Annotated in this window: 20 protein-coding genes and 1 pseudogene; 16 read left to right on the forward strand and 5 right to left on the reverse strand. The window is 50.3% G+C overall.

Annotation, left to right across the window (positions count from 1 at the left end):
* The 10 genes and pseudogenes from LQZ19_RS12525 to LQZ19_RS12570 form a co-directional block, all read left to right on the forward strand.
* Positions 1–376, forward strand: a pseudogene (locus LQZ19_RS12525) (hypothetical protein); the annotation flags it as partial.
* Complete coding sequence (locus LQZ19_RS12530) at positions 369–1,016, forward strand: response regulator (protein WP_411048010.1); 648 nt, start codon at positions 369–371, stop codon at positions 1,014–1,016. The pseudogene LQZ19_RS12525 and the gene LQZ19_RS12530, both read left to right, overlap by 8 nt.
* 138 nt (positions 1,017–1,154) lie before the next feature.
* Complete coding sequence (locus LQZ19_RS12535; RefSeq protein ID WP_411048011.1) at positions 1,155–1,655, forward strand: LPD3 domain-containing protein; 501 nt, start codon at positions 1,155–1,157, stop codon at positions 1,653–1,655.
* A 410-nt stretch (positions 1,656–2,065) separates the two neighbouring features.
* A complete protein-coding gene (locus LQZ19_RS12540) occupies positions 2,066–2,215 on the forward strand; it encodes a hypothetical protein (RefSeq protein WP_411048012.1) in 150 nt (49 codons plus the stop codon).
* A 50-nt stretch (positions 2,216–2,265) separates the two neighbouring features.
* Positions 2,266–3,489 carry a leucine-rich repeat domain-containing protein gene (locus LQZ19_RS12545; RefSeq protein WP_411048013.1) on the forward strand — a complete coding sequence of 408 codons (1,224 nt, stop codon included), beginning with the start codon at positions 2,266–2,268 and terminating at the stop codon, positions 3,487–3,489.
* A 12-nt stretch (positions 3,490–3,501) separates the two neighbouring features.
* Entirely contained in the window at positions 3,502–4,971 is a 1,470-nt protein-coding gene (locus LQZ19_RS12550) for a radical SAM protein (protein ID WP_411048014.1), read from the forward strand.
* Between the two features lie 80 nt (positions 4,972–5,051).
* A complete protein-coding gene (locus LQZ19_RS12555) occupies positions 5,052–5,306 on the forward strand; it encodes a DUF6364 family protein (protein ID WP_411048015.1) in 255 nt (84 codons plus the stop codon).
* On the forward strand, positions 5,303–5,716 hold the full coding sequence (locus LQZ19_RS12560) for a type II toxin-antitoxin system VapC family toxin (protein ID WP_411048016.1): 414 nt from the start codon (positions 5,303–5,305) through the stop codon (positions 5,714–5,716). Before LQZ19_RS12555 ends, LQZ19_RS12560 begins: the two co-directional genes overlap by 4 nt.
* Positions 5,717–5,765: 49 nt before the next feature.
* Positions 5,766–7,046, forward strand: coding sequence for a peptidase T (gene pepT, locus LQZ19_RS12565; RefSeq protein ID WP_411048017.1), 1,281 nt, complete (start codon positions 5,766–5,768; stop codon positions 7,044–7,046).
* Positions 7,047–7,066: 20 nt separating this feature from the next.
* A complete protein-coding gene (locus LQZ19_RS12570; RefSeq protein ID WP_411048018.1) occupies positions 7,067–7,954 on the forward strand; it encodes a lysophospholipid acyltransferase family protein in 888 nt (295 codons plus the stop codon).
* On the opposite strand, the gene LQZ19_RS12575 is transcribed toward LQZ19_RS12570, so the two are convergent.
* Entirely contained in the window at positions 7,944–9,854 is a 1,911-nt protein-coding gene (locus LQZ19_RS12575) for an AMP-dependent synthetase/ligase (protein WP_411048019.1), read from the reverse strand. The genes LQZ19_RS12570 and LQZ19_RS12575 overlap by 11 nt on opposite strands.
* Before the next feature lie 387 nt (positions 9,855–10,241).
* Here LQZ19_RS12575 and LQZ19_RS12580 point away from each other — a divergent pair, with 387 nt between their 5' ends.
* Genes LQZ19_RS12580 through LQZ19_RS12595 form a run of 4 tightly spaced genes read left to right on the forward strand, consistent with a single transcriptional unit; the run spans position 10,242 to position 13,879 of the window.
* Positions 10,242–10,667 carry a hypothetical protein gene (locus LQZ19_RS12580; RefSeq protein ID WP_411048020.1) on the forward strand — a complete coding sequence of 142 codons (426 nt, stop codon included), beginning with the start codon at positions 10,242–10,244 and terminating at the stop codon, positions 10,665–10,667.
* A gap of 7 nt (positions 10,668–10,674) precedes the next feature.
* Positions 10,675–11,862, forward strand: a complete 1,188-nt coding sequence (locus LQZ19_RS12585; RefSeq protein WP_411048021.1) for a hypothetical protein — start codon at positions 10,675–10,677, stop codon at positions 11,860–11,862.
* 9 nt (positions 11,863–11,871) lie between these two features.
* Entirely contained in the window at positions 11,872–12,567 is a 696-nt protein-coding gene (locus tag LQZ19_RS12590; RefSeq protein ID WP_411048022.1) for a FecR family protein, read from the forward strand.
* 10 nt (positions 12,568–12,577) lie between these two features.
* Positions 12,578–13,879, forward strand: coding sequence for a hypothetical protein (locus LQZ19_RS12595; protein WP_411048023.1), 1,302 nt, complete (start codon positions 12,578–12,580; stop codon positions 13,877–13,879).
* Positions 13,880–13,946: 67 nt separating this feature from the next.
* Here LQZ19_RS12595 and LQZ19_RS12600 read toward each other — a convergent pair whose 3' ends face one another.
* Both LQZ19_RS12600 and LQZ19_RS12605 read right to left on the reverse strand, forming a co-directional pair.
* Positions 13,947–14,687 (reverse strand): RlpA-like double-psi beta-barrel domain-containing protein, encoded by a 741-nt coding sequence (locus LQZ19_RS12600; protein WP_411048024.1) that lies wholly within the window; start codon positions 14,685–14,687, stop codon positions 13,947–13,949.
* Positions 14,688–14,713: 26 nt separating this feature from the next.
* On the reverse strand, positions 14,714–15,805 hold the full coding sequence (locus LQZ19_RS12605) for a hypothetical protein (RefSeq protein WP_411048025.1): 1,092 nt from the start codon (positions 15,803–15,805) through the stop codon (positions 14,714–14,716).
* Between the two features lie 159 nt (positions 15,806–15,964).
* On the opposite strand from LQZ19_RS12605, the gene LQZ19_RS12610 reads away from it, so the two are divergent.
* Positions 15,965–16,912, forward strand: a complete 948-nt coding sequence (locus LQZ19_RS12610) for an AAA family ATPase (protein ID WP_411048026.1) — start codon at positions 15,965–15,967, stop codon at positions 16,910–16,912.
* Positions 16,881–18,083, forward strand: a complete 1,203-nt coding sequence (locus LQZ19_RS12615) for a DUF58 domain-containing protein (protein WP_411048027.1) — start codon at positions 16,881–16,883, stop codon at positions 18,081–18,083. The genes LQZ19_RS12610 and LQZ19_RS12615 overlap by 32 nt, the downstream gene beginning before the upstream one ends.
* On the opposite strand, the gene LQZ19_RS12620 is transcribed toward LQZ19_RS12615, so the two are convergent.
* Together LQZ19_RS12620 and LQZ19_RS12625 are read right to left on the reverse strand one after the other, a co-directional pair.
* The gene (locus LQZ19_RS12620) at positions 18,080–18,790 is read right to left on the reverse strand and encodes an ABC transporter ATP-binding protein (protein WP_411048028.1); all 711 of its coding nucleotides are present in this window, start codon (positions 18,788–18,790) and stop codon (positions 18,080–18,082) included. The two genes, LQZ19_RS12615 and LQZ19_RS12620, sit on opposite strands and share 4 nt — an antisense overlap.
* Positions 18,774–19,550 carry an ABC transporter ATP-binding protein gene (locus tag LQZ19_RS12625; protein ID WP_411048029.1) on the reverse strand — a complete coding sequence of 259 codons (777 nt, stop codon included), beginning with the start codon at positions 19,548–19,550 and terminating at the stop codon, positions 18,774–18,776. Before LQZ19_RS12625 ends, LQZ19_RS12620 begins: the two co-directional genes overlap by 17 nt.
* Between the last annotated feature and the right edge of the window lie 9 nt (positions 19,551–19,559).

Raw genomic sequence — 19,559 nt, forward strand, 5'->3', positions numbered from 1 at the left:
TTCAGGGGATAATATTGCCCACAACTCCCCAATAAAATCCGGGGGGGGGGGGGGGGGGGGGGGGGGTACCGCCGGAATAAAGGCGAACACCGGTTTTATTACCTTTACCATACTGTTGCTGCTCTCGGTGGTAATGTGTCTGCAAATGAGCATCATGGGCGGACTTATCGCCGCGCTTATTCCCCTGCTGGTCCCGGCGCCTGAGTATACCGTTTCGCCCGAAAACTATTTCAAACTTGGACTTCTGATAAATAATGTGCCCCCTCTCGCGGTGGAGATAATGGCCCGCTTCCCTATAAATATTTTTGATCGCCTGCTGTCTGTATTCGGTGGATACGGCCTTGCCCTGCTTATACGGAAATTAAAATATGTGTAAAGCGGAAAAGCCTACCCTGGTTTTAATCGACGATCACCGGATGATCCGCAAGGGGTTTAGGGCCTACCTTACCGAAACAAACCGTTTTGATGTGGTGGGGGAAGCCGGATCACCCAAAGAAGTCTATGCCCTGTTTGAAACGCTTCCCTGTCCGCCCGCGCTTGTTCTTCTTGACATAGAACTGGGGGAAAGCAACGGTCTGGAACTTATCCCCTGGATCGAAGAACACTATACCCAACATAAGTCCGTGCCGCAGGGAACTTCGACGGATGTCCCGGCGGTACTGGTATACTCAATTTTTGAAGACCCCTTTCGGGTACAGTCGGCCCTGCGTATGGGCGCCCGGGGCTATATCTCAAAATCGGCGGATGAAGGCGAAATTGAGGCGGCTCTGGACGCTGTTCTGGCGGGAGAGTCCTATGTGGATAAACGCCTCATGGAAAAAATGACGGACCTTCCCGACTTCTATTCCCGGCTTACCCGGCGGGAACGGGAAATTCTGATCCTGGTACAAAAAAATTACAATAATAGCCGCATCGCCCGTGAGCTTAATGTGGAACTGCGTACCATAGAAAACTACCTGAGCCGTATCTACGACAAAACCGGTATGACCACCCGGGGCGATCTGGTCAAATTATAGGCCGGAGAGGCGCCGGGCGCCGAATCCGGCTTTTCACCTTCATAACATCAAAGGGCTGCTGGAATACAACATGGACACCGAAAGACCGTCTATGTTAAGCTGGTACTACTTATACCCATACATGAAAAGGATGAAAAGGTGGTCGATAAGGAGCAGTGGGATAGCAGTAATGAAAAGGCAAAAATGATTAAACCGGAAATGTTTGGAAGCCCGGAAGCCATAAAAGAAATGATAAAACCTATCCGCACGGCAAAAAATCGCCGTGAGGCAACCGAAATTCTTAAAATAATAGTCGAAAGGGGGTTAATGACCAGTAAATCAGGACTACCAGCCCGGCTTCCAGGTAAATCTATAGGTAAAATTGTCAGTAGTGAAGCCGCAAACGCATCATTTGACCAGAAAATTCATTATTTAGCCGCTGCTAACCTTGATAAATTGTACTCAAACGCCATTGAGCCGTGGAAATTTGACTTTAATCCCAAGAAAAATAACGATGGATTGAAAAACAGGCATTATCTTTATGCGCCCTTAGATGTTGGCGATAAGGTAATATTGGTTAAATTTACAGTAAAAGAGTATTTTGATGAAAAACTTGTTAACAAACTGTATTCGATTGAGGCCATTAACGTGATATTATAATAAAAAAATAGGGATGCCGGTATACTAACCATTCATAAACCCGTAAACAGGTTTATTTACTGATCCCTCAAAAACATCCCTGTGGTTTACGCCACATTTTAAGTATCGCCATAAAACCGGGAATTGTCAAGAATGTGTCAGGCGCCATAGACGTTCATCCCAATCTATACCGGGTAGCCTCATGTTTTTAGTGAAGTCCTTTTTTGTAGTATTATCAAGTAGTTTTTTATTTGACCCCTTTCCTGCCGGGCGTGCTGATCTGGTCAAATTATAGAAGGTATCCAAAAAAACCTCATTTTTGGTAAAAAAACTCAAAACTGTGAGTTTTCTCTCACTACAAGCCTTTTTTTCTCTTTTATACTTAAACCAAAATTTTGTCGGCGGACATTAAACGAGAAAGGAGGTATACCATGCAATACAGTAAACCGCAGATTATTGCGCAGAATGCTGCACAGAAGAACTATGCCGCAGGCTGTCCCGCCCAGGGACGCGGCGGTGGGCTCTTTGGGCTCTTGAATTGCGGTGGTTCGGGGTGCAAAAACTGCGAACGTACGAAGTAGTACGGAAGCATCTGCGCCATAAGACGTATGACATTTAAAAGGAGATTATAATGAAAGAAAAAGGATTTATCGGAAAGATACCGTTTACCGGCCTTTTGCTGGCGGTACTAATTATGGCTATAAGCGCTTGTTCAGGCGGCGGGAAGGACGCTTCTACGAGTAAGAGCAGTTCCACATCGACGGAAAAATCGTCTTCCGCTAAAAAAGCGGAGCCGAAAGCCGAGCCCAAGGCCCCGCCAACGCCTGAAGAACTGTACGGAGCCAAACCCATTGACCCCACCACCCTGAAAGGTAATATCCTGACCACTCCAGAAGGCATGACTGAAATTCCGAAACGCTATCTGAATGAATACTTTAAAGGCAAAGAGTTTACTGCTATTGTTGTCTCCGAAGGGGTTACTAAAATCGGGGATTCCGCTTTTTATCAGAAGAACGGCACCGTTACCACTGTGGTACTCCCCTCGACGCTCAAAGAGATTGGGAATAACGCATTCTCCAGCCAGTCCATAACGGAAGTGTACATCCCTGACAGCGTTACCACAATCGGGGATGATGCATTCACCCAAAACAAAATTGCCAAACTGACCCTGCCGAAAAACCTGAAAGTGTTAGAGGGCTATGTCTTTAGTAACAATGAGCTGAAGGGCGTTATCATACCTGAAGGGGTAACCATAATAGGCAAAGGCGCTTTCTCGAGAAACAAAAATTTAAAAACAGTGGTCTGGCGCTGCGGCCCGGTGGACTTTCCAAAATGGACTGGCGCTACCGATCTATATTACGGTGCGGATGACGGCTGGTTTAGGGAGTGCGCTATTACCGAGCCGACTCTGCCCAAAGGGCAAAAGTTTGTTCCTGCGGGAATTTACTCCGGTAACCAGATAAAAAATATAGTTATCCCCGACGGGGTAGCGGTTGTTAGTTATGACGCTTTTTATAATAACCCCATCGAAACTATCACCCTGCCGCCGAGCGTCAAGGTGGTAAATATCGGCGCTTTCGCCCCCAAAGATATCAAAAAGCCCTTCATTAAAACCATCACTATCGGTGACGGTGTTATGGTTGAGGGAGATGCCTCGCTGGGCGGCGGTGCAGCAGCAGCCATTGGTTTTGTGATTGCGGGGCCTATAGGCCTTGCTGCAGCGCTGTTCGACAAATTTAAAGGAAAAACCCATCTGCCCGGCGATTTTATGAACACCTATTTTGCCCAATACAACCGGAAAGGCGGTGTCTACACCTACAAGGGCGATAACAACTGGGAGCGGAAAGACCCGTAAGGACACATACCCGTGCTGTTCCGCCAAAAACAGGATACGTTTATCCGTATCTATAGGGCCGGCAAAGACCTTGCCGGCGCCGTTGGCTACATCATGAATGCCGCTACCTTTGCGGACCGCGCCCTTGACGCAAGCGGCGCGGTATTTTTGTCCGCCCTTTCCCGCAGGCCAAAAAGCCTGGGGGAAATTACGGATTATCTTATGTCCGCCTTTTCGGGCGCGGTACGGGAAACGGTGGAACAGGACGCCGTGGAACTTTTTACCGCCCTGGAACAGGGGGGCTTTATTGTATCAGGCGAAACCCCGGAGGAACTTACCCAAAAGGATGTCCGCTTTTCGTATGCCGCAATCACAGACGGCGCGGCCGTTACTTACGGCGGTGACAGTAACACTGTTAACCCAGGGGATGCCAAAGCCCTGCTGGACCGGCATTTTCTCGAACAACCCCATTTACGGCAGTTTCAGATAGAACTTACCAGCCGCTGTAATGAACGCTGCGTCCACTGCTATATCCCCCACGAAAACAAACAGTACGATATTGAACGCGCCCTGTATTACGACATGCTGGAACAGTGCCGTCAAATGGGCGTGCTTGGCCTCACCCTTTCCGGGGGCGAACCTCTGCTGCACCCCGACTTTTGCGATTTTTTGCGCCGGGCAAAGGAAGGTGATTTTTCCGTCAACGTGTTAAGCAACCTCACCCTCCTGGATGATGCGGTTATTGCCGCCATGGAAGAATCCTGCCTTTCCAGCGTACAGGTATCCCTCTACAGCATGGAAGCGTCCATACACGATGCTATAACCGGCGTACCCGGCTCTTTTTACAAAACCCGCGCGGCCATAGAAAAACTGCGGGCACACAATATCCCCCTGCAAATCGCCTGCCCCGTGATGAAGCAAAACAGGGATTCTGTGCGTTCCGTTATTACCTGGGCGCAGCAGAACAATATACGTCCCCTCTGCGATTACATTATGATGGCCCGCTACGACCATTCAACCGGCAATCTTGCAAACCGTCTGGATTTTGCGGAAACCGAAGCGGTTATCAAAACCATCATGGACTACGATGAGGACTATCAGCAGGAAATACGCCGTATTGATATCAATCATATTGATACGGAGGATATAAGCGAAATGATAGTATGCGGTGTGGGTATTTCCTCGGCCTGCATGGTTGCCAACGGCAACATCTATCCCTGCGCCGGCTGGCAGGACTATGTCTGCGGCAATGTTCGCCAAACGCCGCTGCGGGAAATCTGGGAACACTCCCCCCGTATGAACTACCTGCGCCGTCTCCGCAAAAAAGACTTCCCCCAATGCCTGATATGTCCGGACAGGGGGTTCTGCTCCATGTGTATGGTCCGCAACGCCAATGAAAACCCCGACGGCAACCCCCTCAAAATCAACGAACATTTCTGTACAGTAGCGTCTCTAAACCGCAAAGTCGCACTAAACTGGAAATCTGCCCAACCGGGACGATAAAGCGGACATTGTTTCCGATTAAAAATATACTTGACTAATACGTATTTAGTAGATTAATATAGTACGTAGGAGTGAATATTATGGAAACAAAATTAACATTAAAGATGGACGAGGCGGTTATTTTATCAGCAAAAAAATATGCAGAGAATAATCATCGAAGTTTATCAAGGTTAGTTGAAAATTATTTTAAGAACTTAACGCAAGAGTATACTCCACCTAAAAAATATTCTCCCTTGGTTGAAAGTTTAATAGGGGTCATTTCAGAAGATGATTTAAATGATCTGGTTGAAAAAGACACAAGAGCCCGATGGATTGTTAAGAGAGAAATAATATGAGTGAAAAAATATTTTTAGATTCCGACATTATTCTTGATGTATTAGCTGAACGAGAGAAATTTCTTGCACCAGCAGCCGAATTGTTCGAAATGGGTATTTCTAAAAAAGTAGAACTCTTTACAACGGCTGTCGCATTAGCAAATGTATTTTATATATTAAGGAAGACGGCAGGTTTTGAAAAAACAAAGGAGAAATTTAAAAAATTGCGTCTCCTAATTCATATATTACCAATTAACGAGAATGTAGTTGATTTTGCACTGGATTCTGAATTTAGTGATTTTGAAGATGGGCTTCAATATTTTACCGCAAAAGAAAATAAAATATCGACTATAATAACAAGAAATGTAAAAGATTTCAAAAGAAAGGATATTGTAATCCAAACGGCAGATGAATTTATAAAAGCAAAATAAGATGTTTGGATTAAGATAAAGAGAAATAGAGGGGTTGAGGTAATAAAACATGCAAATACCGATTAGAGAAATAGACGATGCCAAGCTTAGGGACTTAATAGTCCCCCGTTTCCTAAAATACGTCCGTTACTGGACCACCAGTGATCCTGATGTTAAGGAAACCCCCTCTACCCCCGGCCAATGGGATTTGGCAAAGGCCCTGACGGAGGAACTGCGGGGCCTGGGGCTTACGGATGTAGACCTGACGGATCACTGTTATGTCATAGCCCGGCTGCCCTCCAGCCCGGGCAGGGAATCCCGGCCGGCGCTGGGGTTCCTGGCGCACCTGGACACCGCCTCGGATGTTTCCGGCAAGGATGTTCAGCCCCAACTGGTTAACAATTACGATGGGCAAAAAATACAACTGACCGGCAACAATGTCCTTGATCCCGGCCAGGACGCCTCCCTTGCCGCACAGAAGGGGAAGGCCATTATCCATGCCGACGGTTCCACCCTCCTGGGGGCGGATGATAAGGCGGGCATAGCGGAAATTATGGGCGCCCTGGAATGGCTCCTGGCTCACCCGGAGATTCCCCACGGGCCGGTGGAAATTATCTTTACCCCGGACGAGGAAACCGGCAAGGGTCTTCCGGAATTTCCCCTGGAGCGCATCAAATCCGCGGTCTGCTATACCCTGGACGGGGGCCCCTTGGGGGAGCTTGAGGTGGAATGTTTTAACGCCTACGTTACAACGGTTAATTTCCAGGGGAAGGCCATACATCCCGGTTATGCCCGGGGGATCATGGCCAATGCGGTCCTCATGGCCTCCTCCTTCGCCACCATGCTTCCCCGGTCGGAAAGCCCGGAAGCCACCGATGGCTATTACGGCTACTACTACCCCATGGAAATTACGGGCAATCAGGAAACCGCTTCCCTGAAAATTTTTATCCGGGACTTTGAACAATCCGGCATAGAGTGGCGCCTTGGGGCTTTGAAATCTTTTTTTCTGGCGGTACAGGCCCAGTTCCCCGGCGGATCAATCACGATGAATACCGATGCCCAATATCTTAACATGAAGGAAAAAATCGACGCCCGGCCGGAGGCGCTGGAAACGCTCAAAAAGGCGGCTGCCAATCTGGGAATAGAATCCTACCTTAAACCCATACGGGGAGGCACCGACGGTTCACGGCTTACGGAATTGGGGATTCCTACCCCCAATATCTTTACCGGCGGCCGTAATTGGCATGGCCGTACCGAATGGGCGGCGGTCTCCGAGATGACCATGGCCTGTAAACTGGTAATCGAACTAATCCGCCTCTGGGGGGAAGACTTTTTGTTGACAGCTAACTAAGGTAACTTTATAGTATCAAGATGGAAACATTAAGCGGCAAGTTTAAAGACCTTATACAGGATGCGGTAGGGCGTTCAAAAATAGACTCGGTGGTAACCGAACAGAATGTTTATCAGGAGGGGGACGAAAATGTCCTGCCCCTGTTGCATAAAATGGTTGAAACCGTAGCTTTGCCCGGTTCAGGAATCTCCGGGTTTGAGCATCTAAAGGATCTCCTGGAAAAGGCCAATGCGGGACACTCCTGTCTCCTGTTTGTGGAGCACTACAGCAATATGGATCTGTCCGCGCTCCACTACCTTTTAGGGAAGGAACCGGACCCCGGCAAGGACATTGCCAATGCCCTGGTAGCCATCGCGGGGATCAAGCTAAACGAGGAAAACCCCGTGGTTGCGGCCTTTACCGGCGCCCATACCCGGCTGGTAATCTACCCCAGCCGCTCCCTGTCGCACCTGGACCCCGTCAAGGACCGGGCCGAAATAGTCCGCAGTAACAGCATAAACCGGGCAGCCATGAAGTCCCTTATGGATATCAAGGTTAAGGGCAAACTCATCCTGGTTTTTCCCTCCGGAACCCGATACCGGCCCTGGGACCCCAGTACAAAAAAGGGGGTCCGGGAAATTGATTCGTATATAAAATCCTTCGACTATATGTGTATGGTGGCCATAAACGGCGAACTGCTCCATGTCCGTCCAGGGGACATGATGGATGATTTCGTCGAGGAAGATGTGATACGGTACACCGCCGGGCCGGTCCAGTCCTGCACCGAATTCAGAAGCGCCGCCCGCCTTAAAGCGGAAGCTGCGGGAATCGAGGACAAAAAACAGGCCGTGGTGGATACTATCATGGAAAGGCTGGAGGAAATGCATATCGCCGCCGAGGCTGAACGGCAAAAACTGCTTAGTTCTTAAACAGGCTCCCGATTTCCTTTCCGTATTTGGCGGTAATCTTGGCACGTTGAAGTTCCATTTTTCCAGTCAGCTCTTCCCCCACCTCAAAGGGCTTAGGGATAAGCTTGAGTTTAAAAACCCGCTCGTAGGTCTTAAACCCCGCCTGAGCGCTTACCAAACGGGATACTTCATTGGATATCAGCTCGTTAATCTCCGCCTGCTGCAGAAGAGACTCGTAGTCCACGATAGGGATGTTGTTTTCCTCCGCAAAGCTCATCAACGCTTCCTGAACGGGAACGACAAGAGCGGCGATGTATTTCTGGTTCTGACCAACTACTATGCAATGGGAAACCCAGGAACTCTCCCGAATCTTGTTTTCGATGGGAACCGGTTCAACATTCTCACCCCCAAGGAGTACGATGGTATCCTTGGCCCGGCCGGTGATCCGTACCTCGTTATCGTAGGTCATCATGGCGATGTCCCCGGTTTCCAGCCAGCCATCGGGTGACAACACCTTGGCGGTGAGTTCCGGCTTGCGATAGTAGCCCTGCATGACCTGACCGCCCCTTACCTGCAGGTGGCCGTTATGTCCCGGGGGCAGTATCGTACCCGTATCGTCAACAATCCTCGCCTCGGTATTAAGCAAAAGCTGTCCCACGGTGGTACACCGGGGGGCTTTGTACCGGCGGGCCGCCACTATGGGCGCCGCTTCCGTAAGACCGTAGCCTTCCTGAAGCCGTATCCCAATGGCGTTGAAAAAAAGGTCCACCTTGAGGGGCAGGGCGCCCCCGCCGGATAAGCCGGCCTTGAACCGCCCGCCAAGCCGCTTTTTTATAGGCCGGAATACGATCAGCGCCGTAAGGCACTGGATAGGACAAAGCAAAATCAGGGGGATGATCCCCATGAAAAAATCAAAAAGCCGGACCCGGCCATGGAAGTTGGGGATACGCCCAAAGGTCAGATCCCGAAAGTAATTGTACATGATCCCCACGGTCATAAAAAATTCAAAACCGTTCTTAAAAATCCAGCCCTGCTTCTTTACATGGCGGTTAGACCAGTCCATGATGGATTCCCAGACCCGGGGCACGCTGACCATCCAGTGGGGGCGGATATTCTGGAAATCCGCCAGTAACACCGAGGAAACCGGCTTGGAATAGGCGATGCCGCTGTTCAGATAAAAAATGATGTATTCCATACTCCGTTCAAACACATGCCACACCGGTAGAACCGAAAGCCAGATATCCCCGGTCTTTACTTCAAAAACCAGGCGCCACGATGGCTGCTGCACCAGGAAGTTATCATGACTCAGCATAACCCCTTTAGGCTCCCCGGTGGTGCCGGAGGTAAAAATGATGGTCGCCAGATCCTCCTTCCGGCCCTTCTCCATCTCCGTTTCAATCTCCCCGGGATTCAGGGAACACCGCCCTTTACCCAGTTCCAGTAATCCGCCAAATTCGAGTACCCTAATTCCGGCGTCCCTTGCTGCTTCCAAAATATGTTGATCAACATGATTATAGGAGACAATTATACTGAGCAGGGGCAGATCCGCCCGGCGGGCGATGATTTTGCTAATTTGTTTTTGATTTTCCACAAAACACAGGGGACATTCGGTAAATCCAAGGATATAGGTGATTTCCTGTTCCATGGAATCACAGCCCCTGGGCACGTCCGCAGCTCCGATGGAAAGTATCGCAAAATCCGTAACTATCCATTCCTGGCGGTTATCCGAAATAATACCGATATGATCTCCCCGTTTGGTTCCTAATTCAAGAAGTCCCGACGCAGTGTAGAGAATTTCATTATAAAACTGCTGATAGGTCTTGGGCTGGAAATGCCCGGCTGCATCTTTTGCATATTGGGCAACAACGGAGGGTATAGTCCGGACTCGTTTCCGAAGCATAAGTGGAAGGGTTTGTTCCATAAAACGATACTCCAACGAGCATTGTATCCCTTTTGGAATATAAAGTCAAGATGACATATTTTGCTATATTGTCACATTCAACTTAGAAAGTAAATAAAAAAACCCCCCGGGAAAAGGAGGTGAAGAAACCCGGGAGGCAAAGACAACACGGTTGCTGCATTCACAATAAAGTTCAACAAACTTTAGACTGATTGAAAGACCATTGGTGCAAAACTTGTCTAAATAACCGTACCATCCATGTAAAAGATATAATATTTAAGCCCAAGGGTCAAGGGAATAAGAAAAAATACTTGATTGTAAAAGTAATAAACTACAAAAAAAAGACGATTAGACCACTTGATCTTTTCTTTTTTAAAATATGCACCTATATTGTAAAGGGAGTTTTCTATGCAGAGAAAAAATATTGTCCTGGGTCTTTTTTTGCTGAGTTCAGTCCTTATATATGCCCAAAACGCCCGCGATATGGACCGCATTTTGGAAGAAAAAGAGCTATCCTATACACAAGCAGTCCGATTTATCCTTCCGGCCGCGGGAATCACCGCCAAGATCGCTTCGGAAAAGGGGCTGTTGCCGACCGGCGCCGAGGGTGAGAAAAAAATTAACACCGGTGAGCTTTCACTACTGCTCATGAAGTCTTTCGGGCTTAAGGGGGGAATTATGTATTCCGTCTTCCCAAGCCCCCGGTACGCCTACCGGGAATTACGCTACCGCCGGTGTATCCCGGACTCATCCGACCCAAGCGCAAAGGTTACGGGGGAGCAGTTTTTGCATATCCTCGGCCGGGTCCTAAGTTATACCGGGGAGGATATGTAAAATGCTCTTGAGTTCTAAAAAAACCCCGGTATTTGCCATCATAGTATTCCTGAGCGCCGAATTGCTGGCCGCCTATGATTTCGGCCTTGTTATCGGCGAAACCCCGGAATATTCCGCCGATGGAGTTGCCAATACCCTCAGCATCGGCCCTTGGTTTGCCACCCACTTTAGGGAAAACATTGACTTCCACGCATCCGGCTCCTTTGAGCTAAAATATGATGAGGATGATGGCTGGGAACCCATACCCCAGCTTAACCGGACGGCATTTCTTTTCTATCCTGCGACAGGGCTAAGCCTGGAACTGGGGCGTGTTAATTTTACCGATCCCATAGGGATAATAGCCTCCGGGCTTTTTGACGGCCTTAAGGGTTCCATGGCGCTTAATGGGACCCGGCTTTCCCTGGGCCTCTTTTATACCGGGCTCCTCTATAAAAAAACGGCGGAAATAAAACTTACCGCCGATGACTTTGGTGATTATGGTGATTCGGATGTCTATTTCGCCTCAAAGCGTTTCCTTGGGGGCCTTAATTGGGAAATTCCTGCGTTTTTTGGATCATCCCTATCGGCAAGCCTGACCGGCTTGATTCAATTCGATCTTAACGGCCATTCCACTTACCTCCATTCCCAATACCTGGGCGCCAAATTTACGGTTCCCCTGATTACCGGCCTTGATCTGAACCTTGCCGCAGCCCTGGACCTGGCGGAACGTGAATCCGGTGACCCTAAGATCGGTCTGGCCGGTTCCGCCGGTGTATACTGGTTAGTTCCCGGTAAACTCCGGGACCTCCTATCCTTTAATATACTCTGGTCCTCCGGAGCGAAGGGAACTGCCTTTGCCCCGGTTACCGCCATTCCCCAGGGCCGGGTTTTCGATCCCATACTTTCGGGGCTCATGACCATTAAGACTAATTATACACTCAGCCTGAACCCTTCCCTTTCGGTTTCCGCCGACCTCGGGTACTTCCTCAGGACCGACCTGGGGACTTCCTTCTCCGATTCATACTACACCGGGCATGTGAAGTCGGATTCCTATGCCCTGGGAACGGAATTGTACGGTTCGGTAATTTGGGCCCCCGTATCGGATCTACAGGCTGTTCTGGGAGCCGGGGTTTTCCTTCCCGGTTTGGGAGACGCCCTGGATTCGGATGCTCCCATCAGGGGGAAAATATCCCTAGGTCTTGCTTTTTCACTGTAAGGAGTATATATGAAAAACACTACACTAGCAGTAATACTGAGTTTCTGCTTTAGTTCATCCCTTGTTTCCGCCCAGGAAACCACCGCAATCATCCGGGAATTAATGGGTACCGTGGAAGTTAAAGCTTCGGGTACTGCGGACTGGACAGCGGCCAGACAGGGGATGCCGCTGGTAAAGGCCGCCAGCATATCCACGGGCATCAAGAGTACTGCGGTCATAGCCCTGGGCAATTCGATCATTACCGTGCGTCCCCTGACCCGTTTAAGCCTGGAAGAACTGACCCGGAACCAGGATACGGAAAAGGTAGAAATATACATCCATTCCGGCCGGATACGTACCGAAGTAACCCCTCCCAGCGGGGGGAAAACCGATTTTACCGTCCGCAGCCCCGTGGCCACCGCTTCGGTGCGGGGAACCAGCTTTGACTTTGACGGAGAAAATCTCAGCGTCGCCAGCGGCCGGGTAAATCTTTCCGGCAGCGACGGAGTCCCCGCCGTAGTCAGGGCCGGCGAATCAAGCTATATCAGCGGCCGCTTTGGCTGGGCTTTAAACGCGGCGGAAGTCACCATCGCCCGGCTGGCCCCCCCGGCTCCGGTGGGGCCAGCCGGCGCTCTGGTTTTCGGCGCCCCGGCAGGCACAGGCCCCCGGCCGATGAACAATTCATTGGGGATTAGTCTTGATTGGTACAGGCCTAATAGGAGATAGGGAGGGAAACATGAATACGCGTTTATTACACACAACGATTTTTTCGGTTGGCTTAGTATTGCTGCTTAGCGCCTGTGGTTTCTTTTTCAGTAACGAAGACCTGGGACAGCACGGACAACTAACCCTATATCTGGGGGAGAGCGATTCCTCCAGGGCGGTGTATGATCCGCCCGTCAAGCTCCCGACATTCTCTGCTGTAACTATCAGTATTAATGGGAAAACAGTAAGCTATACCCGCGGCAGTAACAATTCTTATAATGTTCCTATTCCTGAAGAAAAAAACTACACGGTAGATATAAAAGCGGTGGTGAATCACTCCGGGAATGATTCATTTCCCTTTATAAAATCCCTGGAAGGCAGCGCGGAAGGACCATTCAAAAACAATGCTGCTGCCATACCCCTTTCCCTCCGGGAAACGGAGGTAGTTCTGCTGGGACAGCCGAGCGGCGGTCAATCTGTTCTATTTTCCTATGCAGATCCTGCCGATGGTACACCAATAAATGTAACAAACCTGGGAATACAGATCAACAATAGTATATCGCCCTTTGACTTCGATCCCTATGGCAATTTATTTATTTGGAATCATGTTAATGATAAATTTCAACTTACCAAGGTTAACAAAGATAAAAATGAAGCCGTAACTGACATTATTGAAAATCGGCCCTATGGCATCGGCTATGACAGAAAGGGCGGGCGGGTCTATTATACTACTAAGGTATGGGTAGTAGTTACCGATGTACTTACACTTTATTCTGTTGATTCAACCGGTACTAAGCAGCAGCAATGGACGGACAGCGAGGGGGTTTTTGGGTACTTTTCAGACCAGCAGTTTGTTTCAACTCACAATGATGGTAATGATACCTTTATATATGTTGGTGTCGATACCGGCAATCTTAGTACTCTTTTTGCCACAAATATACCAACCATTTTAAAATTCAAACAGGAGAACAACAATGTCACTTTTATTGGGTCTGCTGCCGTAGGATCTAATGCCCATATCAGAGATTTAAAGGTTATTGATGACACCGTATATGTCATAATAGGCTCCGATAATGACAGCAATATCCTTGCCCTTGATGTTAACGCCCCGATTGTCAACGAAGTAATCAATATCAGCAATGCAAAGGTACTCCAGGCCGCTGCCGGTACCTATCATTTCCAGCGTATTGTCGGCTGGGATGACGATGCAATCCATGTCTTCGAATGGAGAGCCCCGGATATACGCCGGATAACAAAATTGCAGAGGGGCGGAGAATTAGCAACCATCGGTACTTCAATTAATTTAGACGATACTATTTACTGGCGCCAATAATAAATCCGCTAAACAAAAAAGGACCCCCAACCCGGGGTCCTTTTTTATACTCTATTATCAAATCTGTTTAATAACTCTCCGGCCTAATCCAGGCTTCCGTAACATCCAGGTCGCCTAAGCGCTGAGCTATCCAGGGGATATACGCAGCGGGGACCCCGGGGATAACCACCCGGATATAGTTTTCAAACCGTTCAAAGTAGGGGTGGAATCCCGCCGCTACCAGGCGATCAAAAGCTTCTCTGGCATGGAGGGGCAGCAGATACGATCCTGCCTGCACCCGGAAAATCGTAGTACTTCCCGGATCGGGCATGCGGGGAATGATCCGCGCAGGACCCTTAGCCACCTTAGGCGGCGGCGGAGGCGGCGGGGGGGGAGGTGGCGGCGGAGGCGCACTCGCGATAACCGGGGGAGGCGGCGGCGGTAGGGGCTCCGGTTCCGGTTCCGGCTTGGCCTCGACAATAACCGGCTCCGGCTGGGGTACGGCGTTCACCCGCTCAAGGATTATCTGGACAGATCCATCGCCGGGCACCCCAATGGCTGAAGCGGCAGCGGCGGAAAGATCCACGATCCGGTCAACCGAGGTAGATATACGACCCGTAACGGTTGCAGTTACCTCTTTATCATTCTCCGTATTGGTAATCTTTATCAGGGTACCGATTGGCAAGCTGGGGTGTGCCGCAGTAATCCCATCGGAATCCAAGGTTCCCGTGGCGGCGCCCCGTTGTTTGAAATTCCGGATTTGTGCCTGAGCCGCACACAGGGTAGTAATACTTATACCCAACAAAAGTACCGTTACTAAGCGTTTCATTTTTTTACACCTCTATTTGTATCGCGTTAATATCGCGCGCCTCTGAAACGGCTGGCGCTTTGCTTTCGATTAAGGAATCCCACCCTATACCCGGCGGTAACTGAAACAATATTTCTATTATACTCAACCCGTTTATCCTTGACCTTAGTATTTCCAAGATCATTGGCATAACGGAAATCAAAAAAGATGTAGCCGTTCCCCCCAACTTTAACTCCAAAATCGATCCCGGCGAGCCACCCGCCAACGGGGGACGCGGTTTCCGTACCAAAGGGAAGGTTGAGATAAGCGCCCCCGTAGGGCTCCACAAGAAAGGATCTTCCGGGCTTTAACACACCCTTTATCAACAGCGGGAAGCTCAATATGGAAGTTTTATACGTAATATCATCAGGATCCTTGGTAACTTCCCCTATGGTTGGATATTTTAATTTCTGATAGTCCGCATTATCCATACCGAAGTCCGCTTCAAGCTGGACAACCAGGAAATCCAGTACCTGTATTCCCATATCCACCCCAACTTCAAAGGTTATGGTCTCCGCATTAACATCTTCCCCGCTGGATGTATAAAACCGGGGGGATACCCCAAATTTTGCGCCCAGATATATCCATTTATTTTTCCAGGAATCGTCATCCGGAACGGCATTTACCAGGTTAACAATGGGGGCCATCCTGCCGGAGTTATTGGAACTTTCCGTATCGGTATTGTACGCCCGCGGAGGTGGCGGCGGCGGGGCTTCGGTAACGAGGAAGGGGGCGTTGGCAAGCATCTGCCAGACCAGGAAGGGGAGTATCTCGTAGGATTCTTCTACTTTAACATAAAACAATTCCTGGGTAACCATTTCCCTGCTTTCCTCCACGTTGCTCAGGGTTATGCTCAGGACGTAACCATCATCCTCCGGAGCAATGGCGCCGCTTATCGAATATATGGCGTCAAGGAGATCGTCGATCAGGGCATAACCGGCGGCATTAACTTCCATTTTTAGGTTTTCATCGAAGAAAGACCGATCCGACGCAGAGCCGCCGCTAATAGGTTCGATATACAAGGTTGTATCTGCCCTATTCTGAGAATATGCCAGAATCGCCGAGGATAAAAGAATTGTAAGACACATGAGCTTTTTCATTTTATATCCAACCCGTCTAATATAGTTTACCATGATAATTATCGTCAATAATTGCTGTTTTGCCTATAAATTTCTTAACTTTTTCTTAAAAACTCCGATATTATTCGCCTACCCTCCCTCCTTCCAATTAATACCCCGCCTATGTTATGCTAATTCGATATGAAACCTGAACAGGCGGCGGAAACCCTGATTACGGGAATCCAGCGAATAATCCTGGGAAAGCGGGAATTTCTGGAACTGCTTACCGCGGCAATTCTCTCCAAAGGGCATATACTCATCGAAGATAACCCCGGGCTGGGAAAAACCACGGTGGCAAAGACCGTGGCAAAGCTGATTGCCGGGCAAGACGGAAACCCCCTGCTTTTTAAGCGTATCCAGTTTACCCCGGATCTGCTACCCTATGATATCACCGGGGTGGACGTATTCGATCCCGAAAGCCGCTCTTTCCGGTTCATCCCCGGGCCTATACTGGCTAACATAGTATTGGCCGATGAAATCAACCGGACCACGCCAAAGGTTCAATCCGCCCTCCTTGAGGTGATGGCTGAACGGCAGGTAACCATCGGCGCCGCAACCCACTACCCGCCATTGCCTTTTTTTGTAATTGCCACCCAGAACCCCATCGAAAGCGAGGGAACCTTTCCCCTGCCGGCGGCCCAACTGGACCGGTTTATGATGCGCCTCTCTCTGGGTTACCCGGACCGGGAGGCGGAGCTGTCTATCCTGGAAGAAAATCCTTCGGAAACCCCCTTAAATGAGCTGGAACCGGTGCTCACTATAGAAGATTTCCTGGCAGCCCAGGCAGCGGCAGCGGGAATATTCTGCCATCCCTCCCTGAAAGAAGCCATTGCCGACATAGTCCGGGATACCCGTACCCACCGGGGCTTTCTTTTAGGCGCCTCTCCCCGTGCGGCCATCCAACTTCTGGGCGCGGTCAAAGCCCTGGCCCTGGTCCGGGGTAGGGATTACGTTATTGATGAAGATCTGACTGTCCTGGCGGCGCCAGTTCTGGCCCACAGGCTTAAACTGCGTGATCCCCGTTCTCAGGGTGAAAAGCTTATACGGGAGATCTGCCTTGCGCGAATCGACAGGATCAAGACCGTCTGATCTGGGAATATTCCTATTTATCCTGACTATCCTTGCTCTTGGGGCAGGGGCCCTGCGGAAGGAGCTTGCTCTGACCTTGGTGGGCGGAGTCTTCCTGGTAATATTGGTATTCTCCGTCCTCTCCGCAATTATTCTGGGGAGCATACATTCCAAGCGGGTCCGGCTCCTTTCTTCCCGGTTCCTGAACCGGAATATCCTTGCCGGAAAAAACGCCGAGGTCATTTTAAACCGTGATAAGGTTGGAAAGGGCCGGTTTTTCCGCCTCCCGGGGATACTTATCCGCTATGAGCTCCGGCTTACAACCCGGGATGGCCGGGAAATCCGGCATCTTTTCGATCCCGATGGAAAAGACGAAGCCTCTTACTCTTTCCCGGTTCCTGAGCGCGGCGCCTATTACGGGGAGGCGGACCGGTTTTTTATCGGCGACATCCTGGGGCTTTTCCGTTTTTATCTGCCCCTGCCCCAAGATAAAACCCCCCGCATTTTGGCCCTTCCCCAGGCGGCGGCGGAACCTATTCCGGTATACATCCGTTCCGGGGGCGAATCTCAACGGCAAAATGTCCGCTACCAGCGCACCGACAACCTGATCGATCACCGGCCTTACGTGCCCGGAGACGATCCCCGGCGGATTAACTGGAAGCTGTACGGCCACGCCCCATCCAACGAGCTTTTTGTCCGGGAAGGCGAGCCCGAACCGCCGCCCCATTCCCGTTTAATCATCCTGGTAGACACCCTGGCCGACCCGGCGCTCTACAGTCCTGCGGCCGGCAGACGGGGTGTGGACCTGCTCTGCGAAAACGCCCTGGCCATCGCCCTGGAGTACCAGCGCCGGGGCATGGAGCTGTCCATCGGCTATGCAGGCGGCAGCAGCATCGTCGAAGGAACCGGCGCGGTACTTGCCGAGGCCCTGGCCTATCCCGCAGCGCAACTTGCAACGGAGCTTCCCGCCCAAGCTGAGCTGCCCGCGGCCCCCGCCGACCGGGGTATCCTGATCCTCGCCCTGCCCCGGACCATCACCGAAAGCGCCCTAGACCGGTTCCTGAAAAAACAGGCTGTGGATCTGGTTTTCCTCTACGAGGATGACAAACTGGAAGAGGCTGCCCAAACCTGTGTTCGCCTCTACAGCCAGAGAGCAGGAGTTCATGCCCGGCAAACCCGGCTTGGAACTTAAATATTGCCCAGATATGCTTTCCGTATATTTTCGTCATTCATTAGTTTTTGAGATTCCCCGGACAGGGCAATCCTACCTGTTTCAAGGACATAGGCCCGGTTGGAAATAGACAGAGCCATATTGGCATTCTGTTCAACCAGGAGGATGGTAACCCCCTGCTTGTTAATCTCCTTTATGAGCTTAAAAATCATCAGGACTAGATTGGGGGCAAGCCCTAAGGAGGGCTCATCCAGGAGCAGGAGTTCCGGCTCGCTCATCAGCGCCCGGCCTATGGCAAGCATCTGTTGTTCCCCCCCGGAAAGGGTACCCGCAATCTGAGCTACCCGTTCCTTAAGCCGGGGGAAAAGACCGTATACCCGTTGAAAGGCCTCATGTGTCTTTGCGGCGCTATTTTTCTTGGAGTACATTCCCAGCCTAAGATTCTCCTCCACCGTAAGCCCGGGGAATACCTCCCGTCCTTCGGGGGACAAACTTATCCCACGGTCCACAATTTTGTGAACCGGCATATTGGTAATAGGCTGGTCCTTGTAGATGATGGCGCCGGATCGGGCGGGTACAAGGCCGGTGATACAAGCCAGGGTACTGGTCTTTCCCGCACCATTACTACCGATGAGGGAAACAATCTCCCCCTGCTGTATTTCCAGGCTGATATCCTTGAGGGCATGTATGTTATCGTAAAAGGCATTCAAATTACTTATTCTGAGCATTCGGAGCACTCCCTAAATAGGCCTCAATGACCTTGGGATCATTGGCTACCTGAGACGGCAGTCCTTGGGAGATGACTTTACCGTAATCAAGCACATAGATCCGGTCAGATATATTCATCACCACGTTCATATCATGCTCTATCATAAGAATCGTATAACCCTTGTCCCGCAGGCTGAGGACGAAACGCAGCAGCTCTGCGGATTCCTGGGGATTCATCCCCGCAGCGGGTTCATCCAGCAGGATAAGCCGTGCCCCGGTAGCCAAGGCCCGGGCTATCTCCAGCTTCCGCTGTTCGCCGTAGGGAAGGTTAGCCGCATAGTCGTGTAGGCGGTTCAGGAGCCCCACATCCTTAAGAAGATGTACCGCATTAACCGTATTCTCGGTTTCCGCCTGCTTAAACCGGGAAGTCCGAAAAATGGTCTCCAGCAGCCCGTAATGGGCGGTAATATGGGAGCCCACCAGGACATTTTCAATTACCCGCATATTGCGGAAGAGCCGGATGTTCTGAAAGGTCCGTGCGATCCCGGCCTTTACAATGTCCTGGGGTATCTGATTATGGATAGGTTTATCCTCAAACAGGATTTTCCCGGTGTCAATTTTATAGATCCCCGTCAGTATGTTAAAAATCGTGGTTTTGCCGGCTCCGTTGGGTCCAATCAAGCTGACAACCTCAGCCTGGTTAACATAGAGGCTTACATTATCAACCGCCCGGAGGCCGCCGAAACTAAGACCAATCCCATCTATCTCCAATAACGCCATTTCCGCCCC

The sequence above is a fragment of the Treponema primitia genome (assembly GCF_046533075.1).
In the GTDB taxonomy this organism is placed as follows: Bacteria; Spirochaetota; Spirochaetia; order Treponematales; family Breznakiellaceae; genus Termitinema; species Termitinema primitia_B.